This window comes from Parabacteroides goldsteinii, from assembly GCF_020091425.1.
Classification (GTDB): Bacteria; Bacteroidota; Bacteroidia; order Bacteroidales; family Tannerellaceae; genus Parabacteroides; species Parabacteroides goldsteinii.
Genome location: NZ_CP081906.1, coordinates 2,733,009 through 2,750,633 on the forward strand (window position 1 = coordinate 2,733,009; position 17,625 = coordinate 2,750,633).

At 41.9% G+C, this 17,625-nt stretch carries 10 protein-coding genes; 1 reads left to right on the forward strand and 9 read right to left on the reverse strand.

The window, feature by feature from the left end:
- Positions 1 to 10: 10 nt before the first annotated feature.
- The 5 genes from K6V26_RS12435 to K6V26_RS12455 form a co-directional block, all read right to left on the reverse strand.
- A complete protein-coding gene (locus tag K6V26_RS12435) occupies positions 11 to 1,516 on the reverse strand; it encodes an endo-alpha-N-acetylgalactosaminidase family protein (protein ID WP_224265477.1) in 1,506 nt (501 codons plus the stop codon).
- A gap of 99 nt (positions 1,517 to 1,615) precedes the next feature.
- On the reverse strand, positions 1,616 to 2,104 hold the full coding sequence (locus tag K6V26_RS12440; RefSeq protein ID WP_007658170.1) for a DUF5018-related domain-containing protein: 489 nt from the start codon (positions 2,102 to 2,104) through the stop codon (positions 1,616 to 1,618).
- A gap of 30 nt (positions 2,105 to 2,134) precedes the next feature.
- Positions 2,135 to 3,994 (reverse strand): RagB/SusD family nutrient uptake outer membrane protein, encoded by a 1,860-nt coding sequence (locus tag K6V26_RS12445; RefSeq protein WP_048314959.1) that lies wholly within the window; start codon positions 3,992 to 3,994, stop codon positions 2,135 to 2,137.
- A gap of 22 nt (positions 3,995 to 4,016) precedes the next feature.
- Positions 4,017 to 7,385 carry a TonB-dependent receptor gene (locus K6V26_RS12450; protein ID WP_224265478.1) on the reverse strand — a complete coding sequence of 1,123 codons (3,369 nt, stop codon included), beginning with the start codon at positions 7,383 to 7,385 and terminating at the stop codon, positions 4,017 to 4,019.
- Between the two features lie 211 nt (positions 7,386 to 7,596).
- On the reverse strand, positions 7,597 to 8,481 hold the full coding sequence (locus K6V26_RS12455) for a FecR family protein (protein WP_224265479.1): 885 nt from the start codon (positions 8,479 to 8,481) through the stop codon (positions 7,597 to 7,599).
- Between the two features lie 659 nt (positions 8,482 to 9,140).
- Here K6V26_RS12455 and K6V26_RS12460 point away from each other — a divergent pair.
- Positions 9,141 to 9,701, forward strand: a complete 561-nt coding sequence (locus K6V26_RS12460) for an RNA polymerase sigma factor (protein WP_007658175.1) — start codon at positions 9,141 to 9,143, stop codon at positions 9,699 to 9,701.
- Positions 9,702 to 10,269: 568 nt separating this feature from the next.
- Here K6V26_RS12460 and K6V26_RS12465 read toward each other — a convergent pair.
- The 4 genes from K6V26_RS12465 to K6V26_RS12480 form a co-directional block, all read right to left on the reverse strand.
- Positions 10,270 to 11,937 carry a glycoside hydrolase family protein gene (locus tag K6V26_RS12465; protein WP_087880756.1) on the reverse strand — a complete coding sequence of 556 codons (1,668 nt, stop codon included), beginning with the start codon at positions 11,935 to 11,937 and terminating at the stop codon, positions 10,270 to 10,272.
- Between the two features lie 112 nt (positions 11,938 to 12,049).
- Positions 12,050 to 13,909, reverse strand: a complete 1,860-nt coding sequence (locus tag K6V26_RS12470) for an FAD-dependent oxidoreductase (protein ID WP_224265480.1) — start codon at positions 13,907 to 13,909, stop codon at positions 12,050 to 12,052.
- Between the two features lie 16 nt (positions 13,910 to 13,925).
- Positions 13,926 to 15,833 carry an FAD-dependent oxidoreductase gene (locus K6V26_RS12475; RefSeq protein ID WP_317197532.1) on the reverse strand — a complete coding sequence of 636 codons (1,908 nt, stop codon included), beginning with the start codon at positions 15,831 to 15,833 and terminating at the stop codon, positions 13,926 to 13,928.
- An 87-nt stretch (positions 15,834 to 15,920) separates the two neighbouring features.
- Positions 15,921 to 17,621: a RagB/SusD family nutrient uptake outer membrane protein gene (locus tag K6V26_RS12480; protein ID WP_010802706.1), complete on the reverse strand. Its 1,701-nt coding sequence runs from the start codon at positions 17,619 to 17,621 to the stop codon at positions 15,921 to 15,923.
- Positions 17,622 to 17,625: the final 4 nt, after the last annotated feature.

Here is a 17,625-nt window from a genome sequence, read left to right on the forward strand (position 1 = left end):
TTTTAAGATATTAAAAACCAGATTTATTACGCCCGGTAGAAGGGATTACCGATACTGCTTCATCCGGCTCGAGCGACAGGCGGACACATCCGTCGGCACATACTTCACTGCTTTTATAAAAGATACCGGAAGGTGTTATCTTATAAATATCCACGCTTTGCACGTCCGACCAGTCGGGTGGCAATTGCCAAGACTTGCCGGTATACCCTTTTACAGAGTAGGCCATATATTCCCGTTCGCCACGCCAAAGGACCGGCATGAAAAGGTCATCCTTATCCCTCAACACCTGTCCATGGTGGATGATGGTAGAATCTTTCAGCGAAACAACCAGGTCGTCGTTGTAGTAAACGACACGATTTCCGCCTTTCCCTACCAACTTTTCCCGCTTGTAACGGTTCAGGTAAACATAGGGCAGCGTTCCCGTATAGAACTGGTAACGGTATTTATCTATCCAGTTGACATCGGGCAAAGATCCGTTTTCCAAATTACCGAAACAATCTTCACCGCGTCCGCTCATACCAAACAGAAAGCCCAGTTGGAGCTGTTCTTTGGTCAGATCAGGAAATTGCTTGGCAAAAAGATAAGAAGCACCGCCGGTTGTCATGTAAGCCGGATATTTCATATAATCGCTTTCAGTCGCTTCAAACCACAAATACCACGGACTTACACCGATAAACAAGTCTTTTCCTTCCCGCAAGCGGTTAAAACTCTCATGGGTTACATCAATACCTCTACTTCTGAAATACCGGAATATTCTTCGCTGATAGTTTTCTTCTTCCGCCCACGAAATCTTTTCATAAGGATTGTCACGCACAAAGAAAGCATCTATCATAATCGATCCGGCTTCCTGAATAAAAGGCAATAGTTCCAACAAAGCATCAATCCTCTTTACTGCATAGCCGCTCTCCCATTCGTTCTTATAACAGACCTGATAGGCTTTACGGTTATTCCAAACTCCAATCTGCATCGGTGTTCCATCCGTATTCCGGGAAATAAAACCTTTGGACAAATATTCTTCCCAAAGGGGACTGTCCTCATATGCATCCGTCATATTCACATGGACGCTAATATAAGTATTATATTTCCTCGCTTCTTTCGCCAGCCACAACAATGATTCACGTCCGGTGGCATCGCATTCCCTTTTCAAGTGATTATTCACTTCAAACCAGGCAGGATACTTATCGTCATGCCCGTTATATTGCCATCCGACCAGATACAATGTCTTCGGAAGTCCTCTCGTTACAGCATCCATCTGTTTAACCAAAGACAAGACCTGCTCGAAGGTATAACAAAGCACTGGGTCTCCCTTTTCATCCGGATAAGACAACATGATCTTCATTACTTGCATCTGATGGTACGGATGCATATAAGGTTGTTCGGGACGCATCGTTTTCGTCCAGTCGTATTTCTCTCCGGTGATATTCCGCCAGGATTCATTCGAAATTCCCTGGGAAAATAATGAATGGTTAACGAACAAACATACAAAACACAAGAACCAAAAATGAGTTTTCATCATCTTCTTCATTTTTACATTAGTACATTATAGAAAAGGCTGTCCGATCTATATAGAGACACGGACAGCCTCAGGATTTCAGATCTAAGGGTATAAATATAGTTACTTATTTAAAGCAGTAACTTGAATTGTCCAATCTTTTTTCGTACCATTAGCAGCTGTCACCACATATCTGCGTGTAGTAGAAAAATCACCGGGAGTACCTAATGTCGGAGCTCCGTCCTGCGGAGCTATAACCGCAGCCGTAGAAAGATTGAATTTCCCCACAAGATTAGTCAGTGCTACCGTATTGCGAATCGCTTCGGTAAAAGGACCGTCGGCCGCAGGAACCGTAACCGTACAAGTGATCGTTCCGGCTTCCGTATTGATTACCTTATCACCGACCGTCAATGTAACGACTTTTACAATCGGCTCACCGTTGATCCATTCATCGGTCGGATCTTTATAGCGGAAGTCAAACTTCACATCGGTGATGTTCGCTTCCTCGAATGCAGGTAGATCCTCCAAATTGCCTTTCAGACATGAAGAGCATACTAAAACAAGCATTAACAACAGACTATTCTTCACCAGTTTTATCATATTCTTTTTCATACTTCATTTATATTAATGATTAATCATCTATTACCAACCCGGATTCTGGGGACCTAAATTAGCATTACGGTCGATCTGTCCCTGTGGGATAGGAAGCAGATAACGACGGTCTTCACGGAATTCACGAATATCATTGTCACCGTGGGTCACTTTACCGACATAGAATGATTTACGATCATTTGTAATCTCTACATAAGTAGGTATTTCTGTAAATCCGGCAATCTTACCACCCGGTGCCACGCCGTTATTAGCATATCCTCCGTGTTTACCCCAACGTAGCAAGGTCCAGTAATAATCGTTCTCCATCGTCAATTCACAACGGCGTTCCTGTTTGTAGAACTTCCAGGCCTCTTCCAGGCTATTCACCTGTTTAGCCGGTAATTTACCATGAACAGTACGAGTCTGGTTACAGATAGCTACAGCATCGGCATAATTACCCTCTCCCATTCCTGCCAACCACAAGATCGCTTCAGCTTTGTTCAACAGGACGCGACCGTAACGGGTTACCACATAATGATAATCGGTCGGGGTTCCGGCCAAAACACGAGGTTCTACATTATATACGCCTTTGCGCCAGTAATAATTAGTTAATCCCATATGAGGACCTAAGCCACCATTTACCTTACGCCACAAGTTACCATTCACGGTTAAATGAATATCTTCATTCCACCAGGTCGTCCCATCATACACGAAAGTATCATAAAAACGGGCATCACGGTTACTATACATAATCTCGTTGATAGGCTTATCTCCTTTCGTATTTCCATAAAACAATACTTCTGCCTTTTCCTGATCGATCGCCCAATCAGGGGCCGCCCCCTGGACAAGCGTTACATTATTCTTAAACTGAGTCGATTCGCTCCAAACCACACCTTGTCCGGTCGCCTCATCGATCACTTCGTAACCGTCTACTAAATTTTGTGTAGGGGCCCACCATAACCAACCGATAAAAGGTTGTCCGCCATTTGTCTGGAACAACGGACCGCAGCCATTCTTTACCAGGTTATCATTATTGGTATTGGGCATCACATTCTGTAGCGGTGCTATGGCATCCGTATTCGTATTGGCCTTATCCCGATAGATAGCAAAAATGATCTCACTGGAATAAGGATCTTTTTCATTGAAGATATTTCCGTAACTGGTTCCTAAAGAAGCACCTTCCACAGCATCAGCTGCAGCAATGGAGGCTTTCAGCCATTCCTTCTTTTTTGCAGCGTCTGCTTCGTAAGCGGCAGCCTGCAACGCTATTTCCGACTTAAAGGCATAAGCCATATTACGAGACAATTCCCCTGCTTTTACAGAAGTAGGTAAATCAGGAATAGCAGCATCCAGATCGTTCAAGATATAAGTATAACTTTCCGTTGTTGTTTTTGTAGTAGGCATCATCATTCCATTACTAGCCGTATCAGCCGGAGCCAATACGCGATCGACCCATACAAAACGTCCCATCGTACGAGCCTGACGGTAATAGAGCAATGCACGTAATAACTTGCCTTTCGCTATCAAGTCTTTAGAATCTGCATCCGAAAGGCCTTGACCCGTATATTCAGCCGCTTTCTCGATAATCAGATTGCAACGGCGAATATTCCCGAAGTCCCCTAATCCTCCATCACCACTGTACCGGTCCATCTGTTCACGAACGAAACCTATTCCTCCGTTGGAATGAACAGCATTACTTGTACGTTCTTCCCAGGTTGTCTGATTTCCGTTCACATAACCATACATCACATTACTTATCGTTCCGGTAACAAAAGCATCAGCTGTCGATTTAGATCCCCATACGGTTGCTTCATCATACGTTTCAAAAGGTTGAGTATCCAACACATTACAAGAAGCTACTCCCAGTAAAAGTGACAAGGATGCCAATGATACTATATTCTTTAGTTTCATAAGTCTATTCTTTATTTAATGATTAAAATCCAAGGTTCAAACTAATGGCATATACACGTTGCATCGGATAATCATAGTTATTTGTACTACCATTTTCCGGGTCAAAGCCATATTTCGTAGCAGGTGAAATCGTAAATAAGTTCTGACCGCTTAACACTACCTGACATTTATAAAGCCATTTAATGTTCTTCAATAAGACTGAACGGAAATCGTAACCTAACTGAAGTGATTTCAAACGAATATAGCGTCCGTTGACCAGCCAAAAGTCGGAGGTAACATAGTTATTATTTCCATTTACACTCGAGTTCATTGCTATTCTCGGAAATTTAGCATCCGTATTATCCGGCATCCAATAATCCAACTGATAAGGATACACCATTGTATAACCGCCGGTTGATTGTCCACGTACCACATCTTCAATATACATATCACGTGAAGTTGCCCCCTGGAATAAGATATTGGCAGAAAATCCTTTATAGGAAAGATTGGCATATATACCATAGTTTCCGCGCGGAAAGCTGTTTTTTCCGATACGCCACTGGTCGGCACCATCAATAAATCCGTCACCATTCATATCTTTATAAATGATATCACCGGCAACCAGATTGGAAGAACCGTCGCGACGGGGTAAATTCAATGTCTGATCCGAATTTTGATAATATCCCAGATTGGTATAACCCGTACCATAATATCCCGTTTGTTGAACCTGTCTTAGATATGGATTTTTTTGATTCGCTAAATCTTCATCCCAGGCTACAGCTACAAGCTGGTCAAAATAAGTAAAGTTAGCACCCACCTCATAATTGAAATCACCCACGTGGTCTTTCCAGGAGAGATTAAATTCATAACCGGCACGGCGATGTTCACCATTTGATTTAACTTTCGGAAGAGATAATCCCAATGGATCAGCGTACCCTACATTAGACGGAGATGTCAGATAACCGGTTGTTTTCATATAGAAGTAGTCGAAGCTACCGGATAAACGTTCGCCTAAAGTATTAAAATCGAAACCAATATCCGTAGAATTAATCGTATACCAGGTTATGTCATCACTAATCAAATTACCTTCACTAAAAGTCGGAACAATTTTACCATCAATTACATAACCACGTTCTGTCAAACCATAAGATGTCAAATAACTAAACCTACTGACATCGGCCATCCCGACCTGACCATAACTGGCGCGAAGTTTCAAGAAATTCAATATATTACGTTCCTTCAACGGTTGAAAAAAACCTTCTTCCGACACAGCCCAGGCTGCAGAACCGGAAAAGAAATTACCCCAGCGACGATCTTTTGGGAACAAGTCACTTCCATCATGACGCAAGGACCCTTCAATATAATATTTTTTCTTATAATTATAAGAAGCCCTGGCCACTAAACCGGCACTACCTCTCTCCCATTCACTACCACCGTTCTCCATCGTATCAGAAGGACCGGCCCCCATTTGGTCGATCATAAAAATATAATTTTTACGTTTGGCATCAAAACCTCGTCCAAAAGCGTAACTTTGTTCATATCCTAATGTGGCTGACACGTTATGCGTTTCGTCCAAAAAGGAACGATTGTAATCTACAAAGTACTGCATTGTCCACATACGATTGTTGGAAGTTGTATATTGCAAGCTAACAGGAAAATCCGGCCCTTTATTTCCCTCTAAATCATATTGGGGAGCAGTCTTGTTCCATTCTTTGGTATCATACATTCCATAACGGTAATTACCTCCCACTTTTACCTTCAGTCCTTCCACACCATATACATTCCATTCAGCATTAAAAAGACCGGTAATCATCTTGTTATCAAACTTAAAATAACCGGATTCAGAAGATACTTCAGCAACAGGATTGTCGTACCCTACATAGATCTGGCCGTCTTTATTATATGCTAATCCCATAGGTCCCTGATTCTGGATATGCCCCCAGGTTTGCCAGTAGCCGGTTGAATATTGGGAACGTGGAGTTTGCATAGTCGAAATATAACCATCCAAACCAAATGTCAGTTTCAATCCCAGATCCTTAAACTCCGATACTTCATTCATTCTGACATTGTATCTTTTAAACCATTCCGTATCGGCTTTGTACATCGACTTCTGGTCGTATGCCTGAAAAGAAACATAATACTTATTAAATTCCGAACCACCACGTACAGCCAGTGAATGCTTTGTTTCCGGAGTTAAATTACGTAGCATTATCTTTTGCCAGTCCGTATTCGGATAATTATACGGATCAGATCCTGTACGATATTTTTCTATTTCCTCATCCGTCCAGCGAGGTTCCAGGCCATACAGATTACGTACTGTATTGTCGAATGATGCCCGTTCGTATGAATCCAGTTTCTTTTCCAAATAGGTCGGTTCACTCCAACTCTGGTTAAAACTATAATCTACACGAAGCCCTTTCAAACCGTTCTTCGTTTTTACCACCAATACGCCATTTCCGGCACGTTGTCCGTATACAGCAGCAGCAGCGGCATCCTTCAAAATAGACATCGATTCGATATCGTCTGAGTTTAAATTAACAAAGTCATTATACTCAGAAACAAATCCATCGATAACAACAATAGGTGTTCCGCCACCACGAATAGAGACAGTAGACTGTTTATTCAAACCACCACCAGCCGAAGTAACGATCAAACCTGTGGCACGCCCAGCCAATGCATCTGTAACATTGGCTACCGGCACGTTTTTCATTTTCTCCGTATTCACAGTAGACACCGCCGAAGTAAGGTTACGTTTTGAGTTGGTACCATAACCAATCACAACAACTTCCTCCAACGCTTTCGAGTCTTCCTTTAGTGTAATATTCAATGTTGTTTTATTACCGACAACCACTTCCTGTGTCGTGTAACCGATAAAAGAAATGACTAAAACCGGTGACTTGATATCTTTCAGGTCCAGAGAAAATTTACCGTTCATATCGGTCGTTGTACCTATACCCGCCTGATCCTTAACCAGGACATTGGCACCGATAACAGGTTCGCCGAAGTCATCTACGATCGTTCCGGTAACAATCGTAGTGGGTTGTGACTGTTGCTTTACTTCTTCTTTTTTGAATAATACAATATGTCTGTCCGTTATTTTATATCCCAACGATTTATTACGGAGCAGGACTTCCAATACTTCATCTATAGATTTGTTCTTCAGATCGACGGATACTTTCTCATCCAGGTTTACCTCATTCAGTTTATACACGAAGGTAAACTCTGACTGATTCTCTATAGAATTTAATACCTGAAGGATCGTTCCATTCATTTCAAGGTTCAATTTTGTTACCTGGGAATAGGACAATGCGGCTGTGGCTTCCCATAAACTGACAATGAGGAACAATAAGGCTAATTTCGTTACTTTTAAAACTTGATCGCGTGTTTTATGAGAAATATTTCCCTCATTCATAGAGCTTTTTGCCCCATGAAACACTCTAATTAAATGTTTATTCATACATTTGCAAAATCTAGTTGATTATTTATGGCAATTGGTAGTTGCCGTTTACTTAAATGATCTGCGCTTAGAGCATAAATTGGGGATGTTGGTAGCATTCCCAATTTTTTTACCGTCTTACGTACTGTTCATGGTCTTCAATTAATTTTTAAGGTTCAACAATCATTTATCTGATATACACATCCCTATCCCTTATCTCAAATTTATATCTCATAGAGATTTGAAGGATAGACAAAATTTCCTCCAGCGACTCCTTATGCGTAAATTGTGCTGTCAGGAATACATCTTTTATGGATTCATTTTTCAAATGAAACTTCACACTAAAAGAATGTTCCAGCACTCTGAGGATCTCTCCGAATGTGATTTTTTCGAAAAAGAAGTCACCTGTCATCCATGAAGTATAAGAAGAAGTCCTTACCGGACGTACTTCGATACTTCCACTCTGCTTATCAAACAGTGCCTGTTCACCCGGAACCAAAATCTTATCAGGTAACGAGGTACTGTTTGTATCATTATATAATGCAACCGAGCCTTCAACCAGTGTTGTTTCGATCAAATCAGAATCCGGATCTGCCCAGATATTGAATTCCGTTCCCAAAACTCTCACATGCATGCCATCCAGGTTTACAATAAAAGGCTTCTCTTTATTCTCAGTCACATCAAAGAACGCTTCACCTGTCAGTTCTATTTGTCTTGTTTCACTATCAAACACTTCCGGATAGCGGATATGTGAATTTCCATTTAACCAGACAACAGTACTGTCCGGCAACAAAACCTGTGTCTTTGAGCCTGTCATGGAAGTAACCTCCAGATAAGCCAACGGCCTCGGTTCCAAATACATCTTATATAAGAAAGAAGAAACGACCAGCAATGCAACCGAAGCAGCAATCGACGCATATTTCCATACAGAAGAAACGCCCATTATGATCGCATCCGAATTCATTACCCGCTGCCATAGTTTTTCGTAGACAACATCCGGTTCTGTTTTAACCGGTTTAAACCGAATGCGTCCTGTAATCTCTTCGTCTTTTCTACTTTTTATATCCGACATCTTTTTTAATTATGATAATTATCCTGTTCACTTATATAGATGACAGCTTCCGGAAAAAACCCTAATAAAGAATTTCATTTTTAACATTTTAATAAAAAGGGCAGAAAATTATACCTATGGATATACACCTTTCGGCTTTTTTATCTACATTTGTTTCGTGCTTAAAAAGCATAGCGTTGCGGCACATTCACATGTTAAAAACATAAGCGTTAATGATATTATCCTAAATACGAAATCTAGACAATTTCATTATAGACGGATAGTAGACAACAAACGCTCATGTTCTTTATCTTGTTATATACGTACGTATACCCATGGGTGTACCTATATATCAAATAAAGAGCGTGGGTATGTTGTTTATATCGTCTATAAGGTAGTCTAGAACCTCGTATTTAGGTATATTCAGCAATTCCCACGCTTTCTTTATGTTCAATCCGGACAGGGAATTTCCGGATAAACAAACAGGTTCACCTTATGAAAAGCAAATGTCCATCACGAATTCATTATATATATTCCACTGAATTACAGAAACTTTACTCTTCTATTTATTTCATTAAAAACACAGAGAACAAACTACACGTAAAAGAAAAGCCGTATATTTACTCCGGTAAAAACTGCTTTTTCTTTAGTATCGAGATAAACCACAGAACGCAGTACGTATGAAATTCAAAATAAGTGGATACACAAAATCATCCTTGATTGATAAAATCACTAAAGGGGACGAAAAAGCCTTTCGTCTGCTTTTCGACACGTACTATCAGCAACTGTTCCATCATGCTTTCTATTACCTGGCGTCTAAAGAGCAGGCTGAAGAAGCGGTATCCGACGTATTCTTTATTATATGGAAAAAAAGGGAGACGCTGGATAAAATAGATAATATTGAAAGTTACCTGTATACCTCCGTAAAACATCAGGCATTACATTACATACGGAGAACGAACGAGCCGGAAAAAGTACCTTTGGAATTGTATCATATCGAATTAATAGCCGATAATAATAACCCTGAATCAAAATTACTGGCTCAGGAACAACAGGAACTTATACAAAAAGCGATCCATTCATTACCTGAAAAATGTAAAGAAGTTTTTAGATTGTTTCTTTCGGATAAACTCAAACAAAAGGAAATAGCAACCCTTTTGGATATCTCACAAAAGACAGTGGAGGCACATATTGCTACTGCCTACAAAAAAATTCATGCTTACCTAAAGAAAAAAAGGTAAGAATCCCTTTCATTTCAGAAATATCACCGTGTCACAAATAACACTTTTTTATAGACATTATGATACAAAACAAGAATTATCAGTAACACACATATCTTCCAATATTCTCCTTCCAGAAAATAAAAATACACACTTATTAACACAATCTTTGTCTATTATCGAAATTACTCTTCGCTACACGCAAAAAATATTTCGTTTAAAACGAATATAAACTCCATTTAAAACGAAATATTTTTTTATTGCAGTCAAATTTTCAGCCACCAACAAGTCAAATCTTGTTAAATTAGCAAAAAAAGCCTTGTTCCACCGATTAAAAAAGAGCTAAAACATATGTTTTAAAACATATCGTGTATTCTAAAACGATATACATATCACACATTTTCCAACTATCTCAAATCACACAAAGAACCCATATGGAGATCTTTTTGATAGCAACCATAACAATACACCGTCTTTACGACAACCATCCAACCATTCACATAACATATCGATCACAAACATCAGCTCTACAATCGCTTAAAAAAAGACCGAGTCAGCTCTCCCTTCGTACAGCTTATCTACAAGACACTTAATATAACATTTTGTCAATCGGTTCGCAGTGATAATTGAAAGTAGAAATCACATTATCCTTTGTCCGGATAGTAAGCACAAAATCGTATGCTTTTCCTTTCTCAAACTTCATTTTACCGGGTAATGACACATTCGTCTTACCATAAGGATTCAGAGAAGACAACTTTGCCTGTCCCACTTCTTTCCTGTTCCCATCCTGTAATAATTCCAGTTTCAGGATGGCAGGTAGGGATGCCACCTGACCGAAATTCTCTACCACAACATTCATATCCTGACTATCTGGTGACACGATCGGCATCCGGGCAGAAAGGATCGGATCATTATAACTCACCCAGGGCAAACGGGCATATCCGAAAAGTAATTTGCCGGAAGTTGTTTTCCCTAATAATTTGGGCGCAAATTCTTCTGCGGTTATACCATTTCCTTTCGCATCGAAAGTAACGACCAAGTCTTTTCCTTCATTCTTCGTACTGAGCACTTTACAACCTTTACCATAATTCACCTCCCTAGATGCACCGAAACGAAGAGAGTTCAGATCGATATCCGTTTGCGGATTAAATCCTTCTTCGGCTGCAATCTTAACACGAATAGTCTTTGTCTTCTCCGTAATCGGTTTCGTATCGAGAACAGTCAGCAATACACCCGGATTCAGGGGGATGCTGATGTTTTTGGAACTGTGGTTATCGTTTGGCAAATCTTCGTTCTTCAAGGTGTCGATAACAGCGAAATTTGCCTGGATAGCACGGCCATATTTATCCTGAAAGATTTTGATTCGTTCATATTTAAACCAGTTCTCCACTTTTCCATCTTCATGGAAAGAGACTCCCGGCTGGTAAGCCTCTCCCGGATCGGTTATCCAATTGATACCATCTTTCGAGCGTTGATAAAAAGCGATACGTCCCAACCAATCATTCACAATCAGGTGGTATTGAACGTGGTCACGCCAGACAACAGGGTCTTCAAACTCCCCTTTTACCGGAGGATAAGCCCGCTTATCGGAAATCTGGTTGTAAGGCGAAAGTCCGGTCTGGCTGATCCATACACCACCTCCACGGCAAACCATCAGATAGGAACCGTCTTCCCGTTGAGCGAAAGTCAGGTTGGAAAGACCTTCTATGATACGGCGGTCGCGTTTATCAAAATCAAACTTCTTACGAGTCCACGGACCGTTCAGGCCATCGGAAATATAATATCCGTCGATTACATAAACAACAACACGTCCGTCTTTTAACCGGAAGGCTTCCGGATTATGTCCCGGACCTATCGTATCTTTTATTATGAAAGGACCTACCGAATTTTTACATACGGCATGGTAAACTGTCGAATTGGGCCAGAACATATGTCCTTTCGGAGAGTTCTCCGGCCAGCCGCAAACGTATAAATGATATTGGTTATCTTCTCCCAGCAGGATATTCCCTCCCCAATAGGAACGAATATCGTCTTCGATACCGTTATCGACATAACGTGGAACGACATCTTTGGCTCCCCAGACATCACTGCTCAGTTTTCCCGCCGGCATCGGAAGAAAACGGTCTATAAACCGGGCGCCTTCAACCAGGTGATCCCATTCGACGGGACGAGGTCTTTCGGTGATCTGGGCATTTATATCCTGCATACCGAACCAACAGGCAGCTGACGCACACAATAATAAAGAATAGAGTTTCATTGTATTAAGAATTAAGCTTTTAATGCTTCAAATGTATAACTTTTATATATTGAGTGCTGCGGCTTATACGAAAAAAAACTACGCAAAGGTTTGCGTAGTTTTCAACCGGATATTATTTAACGACAGGCTTTTCTTTTAATATTCCTCCTTCATTATAGCGCTGGTTATTGGGTAATCCTTTTTTATTTACCCCCTCTTTCATCAGCACTTTGAGTTCTTCCAGATAAGACTGGTACACCTTGCGGGGTTCCACTCCGTATTTCTTACATAAAGAGGCAGCCATACCGACAACCTCGCCCATCATCCCTGTCGTACGCATCACACGGACCGTACCCAGTGCAACATGCGTAACACTGATATTGCGCCCGGCCATAAACAGGTTATCTATATTGCGGGAGTAAAGACAACGATAAGGAACCGGATACGGATGGATCAGGATATGTTTCGTTACCGCCTTAAATTCATTTCCCGGAAAATGGGCGCTGTTTGCTGGATCCTGCCAATGCAGATCAATACTCCAGGTCGTAGCAAAAGAAGCATCTTCATGGGTGACATTTTTTGTAATGTCATCTTCTTTCAGAATATAGTCCCCCATCAAACGACGGGATTCCCGTTTGCCTGCCACATAGGCCACCCAGCCCAGTTTACGGTTGCGATACTGAGTATTCTCTTTCATCTGATTCTTCAGGTAACTCCAATTGGAATAAACGACCAGCATGCCATAGTCACGAATACGTTCAAAATCTTTAATCTGGTCCAGGTTCATTCCGGTCTCCCAGGTCCATTCACCCATCAGGACTTTCTCGCAATTCTTATCATTGAACTCCACGCCGTAACTGAAATCCGGAAAAGACGAGTTTTTTCCATTGTCTACGGAATACCATTGAACGGAAGCACCCATTGTCATCTTATCGGCCTTTTCGGGAGCGATACTTTCTCCGAATTCACTCTTGGCTTCACGTCCCATACGGAAATCGGCTCCGGCCAGATAGCCTATTGTTCCGTCTCCCGTACAATCTGAAAAGAGAGGGGCTTCAAACTTCTGTTCTTTACCACTTTCGATATGCCGGGCTGTAACGGATGTTATTTTATTACCATCTTTTGTCACGCCGATTGCACGATAGTTCAGGAAAAGAGTCACATTCTTTTCATTTGCCAACCAATCCAGTTTTTTCTGATCTTCGTAGTTTTCCGCAGGTTGGGCATTTCCTCCCTTTTCCGGACCGAATTCTTTTTGCAAACCTCCCAATTCTTTATAGACGCCTTCTTCTATACGTCCTCCCAAATGGACACGGATCTCCGAACTATTATTACCTCCAATCACCGGACGGTCGTTAATCAAAGCAACTTTGCATCCTAAACGGGCAGCCGATACAGCGGCACTCATCCCGGCAATACCGGCTCCGACAACAACCAGGTCATACTGTCCCGCCAACGGCGCTTCATCCGGAAAACCCAGCGCTTTCCGGCGGAAGGCTTCCAGTTGTTTCATATCGGACGGAGGTATCCGCCCCTCTTCCGTAGTAAAATAAATAGCATCGCAACGACCGTCAAAACCTGTCAGGTCATGCAGCTTGACCACTGTCCTGAGATTTTTCACCGACACCTTACCGGCAACCTGCCACATCCAGGCTGTCCCTTCGGTTCCTAACGGTGACGCCAGCTTTTTACCTCCAACCGACACACTGAATTTACCGGGCCCTTCTCCTTTTTTCCAAGGAGAAGTCCAGTTATATGTACGGACATATACATAATATTCCCCCTTCTCAGGAAAAGTAACTTCAGTATAAGCATCGTCCACCGGTTCCCCCATACCATGGGCCAGCAAATACGGCGATCCCATCAGATCCATAAACTGCTGGTCGACTACCCAGCCTCCTTTGTTACTGAAACTTTCAGCTTCAACGAAAAGGTCGGCGGCTCTTACCGTACCTAAACTCAATAATAGTAATAATGTTATTAATGCTTTCATGATAAATATATTTACATTAGTCTAGTTTTCCTGCTTCCGGAAAGCCTGATTTACCAACACCCCGGCTCATCAACACTTGTAAATCCGGTAAATATTTTTCATACACTCCCCTCGGCAAGGTCTGATGCTTCCTGCACAGAGAGGCGGCCATCCCGACAACTTCTCCCATCATCCCTCCGGTTCTCATCACCCGTACAGTACCTAATGCGACATGAGTCACACTGATATTCCGGCCGGCCATAAACAGATTGTCGATATTCCTTGAATACAGACAACGATACGGAACGGGATAAGGTTCTATTTCCTGCACATCACAATAGGAAAGAAAAGGCTCTTCTTCCATTCCTGCAATCGGTTTAGGATAATGCAAGTCGACACCCCAGGTGGTAGTAAAGGTTGCATCTTCGTAAGGGACCTTCTCCAGTAAATCCTGCTCACGTAAGATTATATCACCCAACAGACGGCGGGATTCGCGTTTTCCGCCGATATAAGCCACCCATGCCAATTTCTTTCCGGCAAACTCTTCTTTCCTCTTACTTTCATTTTTCAGAAATGCCCAGTTTCCGTAGACTGCCCGGAGGGCATGATCACGAATATATTCTATTTCCGTAATCTGATCTCTATCAAGACCTGCCTCCCAATCCCAGTCACCTCGAAATCCCGGAATACATGTCTCCTCATTGAACCGGATAGCCCACGGACAATCGGGAAAGACTGAAACCTCAGGAGTATCTTCCGTATACCATTGTACAGACGTCCCCATTACCAACTGATCGGCTTTTAAAGGAGCCCTGGGTTCACCTGTCTCCTCTTTACTTTCCCGCCCCATACGAAAGTCCGCACCTGCCAAAAAACCGACTTCACCGTCACCAGTGCAATCTGAAAATAATTTGCCCTTAAAGATATACTCTTTTCCTGACATAATATCCTGTCCTACAACAGAAATGATTTTATTTCCTTCTTTTTTGACATCAAAAACCTGCATATTTAAAAATAGGCTCAGGTTTTCCTGACTTAACAACAAAGACAACTTCTTTTCATCTTCATAATTAGTTGCCGGACCTGCATTATGGATTTTCTTTTCTGGATGCCGCTGTAATATTCCAAAAATCTGTCTGCTCCTGACAGACAGCGAATCCCTCTTTGCTTCCCAGGCATTCCAATGTCCGACACCTCCAAGTTCATCTACCAGGTATCCCAGGTTCGTATAAGGTTGCTGGGCAATCAAACCGGAAAGTCCGACTCTGACTTCCGAACTATTGTTGCCTCCTAAAACCGGACGGTTTTGTATCAGGGCAACCTTACAACCGAGACGGGCAGCACTGAGAGCAGCACAACATCCGGCAATACCACCACCAATAACAACCAGGTCATACTCTCCCCCGTCTTCCGGCTCAACAGGTAAACCCAACATTTCCCGACGGAAAACTGCTAACAGCTTCCCCTCATCCGGAGGAAATAAATCCAATTCAGAGCTGAGAAAAATAGCATCGCACCGGCCATCAAAACCAGTCAAATCCTGAAGTTCCAAACGATTATCACCAACTTTCAACATAATTGTCCCGCCATCCTGCCAATGCCAAGAGGCTTTTTCCGTCCCAAAGGTAGCGTCCAGTGCTTTTCCGTTAAATAAGACTTCAAAACGTCCGGGAGAACCAGTTTTATTCCATTGTTTCACCCAATCCCTGGTCCTAACCCATACACGATATTTCCCTGCCTTCCGAACCTGGATTACCGTTGAAGCATTTTCTACCGGAACACCTAGTCCATGTGCCAGCAGATAAGGAGATCCCATTTGCCCCATGGATTGATTATCCAGTACCCATCCTCCTTTTTTATCAAAGCTTTCTGCTTCTATAAAAATATTATCCGCTTTCAAAGGACAGACCGTTATTAATAATATTATAATCCACCATTGTTTCATAAAAATCTTCATTTACTGTTATTATGATTCAGATTTTGTATAAGAAATAAAGTATCTCCCCCATGAAGGAGATACTTTACTCGTAGATTAATAATTAGGATTTTGCTTCATATTCGGATTAATCAGAATCTCAGTCGTCGGTATCGGCCATAAATACTGGCGTTCATCCCATTTCTTTTGGGCAACAACAGCGATCTTACCGGCACTTTCCATCTTAGTGAAATCAGCCAGGCCGTTTTCATCGATATCCGGAGCATAAGGCCAGAACCAGTCTCCCTGGCTAACAACTTTCTCTATAAGTAAAGAAGCCGGGTAAAGCATCATATACACTTTCTTGTTCATTACTTTGTCCATCAACTTCCAGCGCATCAGATCCATATAACGAAGTCCTTCCTTGGCAAACTCCACACGTCTTTCCATACGCAATTCGGATCTCAGCTTGTTCTGATTTGTCATTGTAAATGCCGGATACTGACTTACCGCCGATTTATCGACACCATAAGCTCTGGCACGAACTTCGTTCATGGCATCCAATACGGACTGATCGATCTGGTTCAATTCTATCTTTGCTTCTGCATACATTAATAATATATCCGCATAACGGATTATTATTTTATCAGGATCAATATTGTGGGCATTCTCCAGACAGCTTTCATCCATTCCCTTTTTCCAAACGAGGCCATTATAAGAAGCATATTGCGCAACTGCACGGGAATCATTGTTACTAATCATCTTGCCTGACTTATAGTTCATAACTTCCAATGCCTCAGGATGAGGATTGAATTCTATACCCAGGAAGTTCTCTCCAAACGGAACGATAGTCATTGACAACCGGGGATCGCGATTCTTAAACGGGTCATGAGAATCGAACAATGGAGATTCATCAATGGGTAACCCGTCAATACAAGTATACGAGGCCAATAGTTCCCAGGTCGGGTTCGGTACAGCATATCCTCCGGAATTCCTCGGTAGCCATCCTCTTACATTCATGACCACATTATATTCAATGGAACGGGGTATCAGAAAGATAGATTCCTCCGCATTCTTTGTATTTGTCAGAAACAGATCCCCATAGTCTTTATGTAAAGAATAAATACCCAAATCCATGACAGCCTTTGTTGCAGCAACAACAATGTCATAATCGCCCATATAGAGTGCATAACGCGCTTTCAGTGCCAGAGCAGCCCCTTTCGTTGCCCTCTGAGCACCCGAGTATGAAACCGGTAAAGTTTCTGCCGCCACATCAAACTCATCATAAACAAATTGTTTCACAACCGCAATATCGGTACGGCCCATTGCCATACCTGCCTCTATATCTATATCATCTTCTACCAAAGGTATGCCACCAAACTTTGAAGATAATTTCGCATAAGCACATGCCCTGTGAAAATGAGCCTCGGCAATAAAACCGTTGATTTTTGCTTCGGAAGCACCTGCTTCAACTGCACGGTGTGCTTTTAATATGACCCCATTGGCACGGGAAATAACCTTATATTGTTTTGACCACAGGTCTGTAACCTTATCCGTCTGACCGTTTAAGGTTGCATTTTGGAAAGGAGTCAAAGATTCACGATAAATATTATCATCGGACCAATCGGTATTCCCCTCCTCATCCAACGGCCAGAACGTATCTCTGTATAATTCATTGACAGCCATTTCAATCTCTGTCTCATTCGAATACCAATTTTCCGTCGAACCATAAGACAAAGGATTCAAATCCAGGTCATGGCAGGCAGTAAGCAATGTTATGCCACTGAATAAACAAATTATTATATTATTTCGTTTCATGATC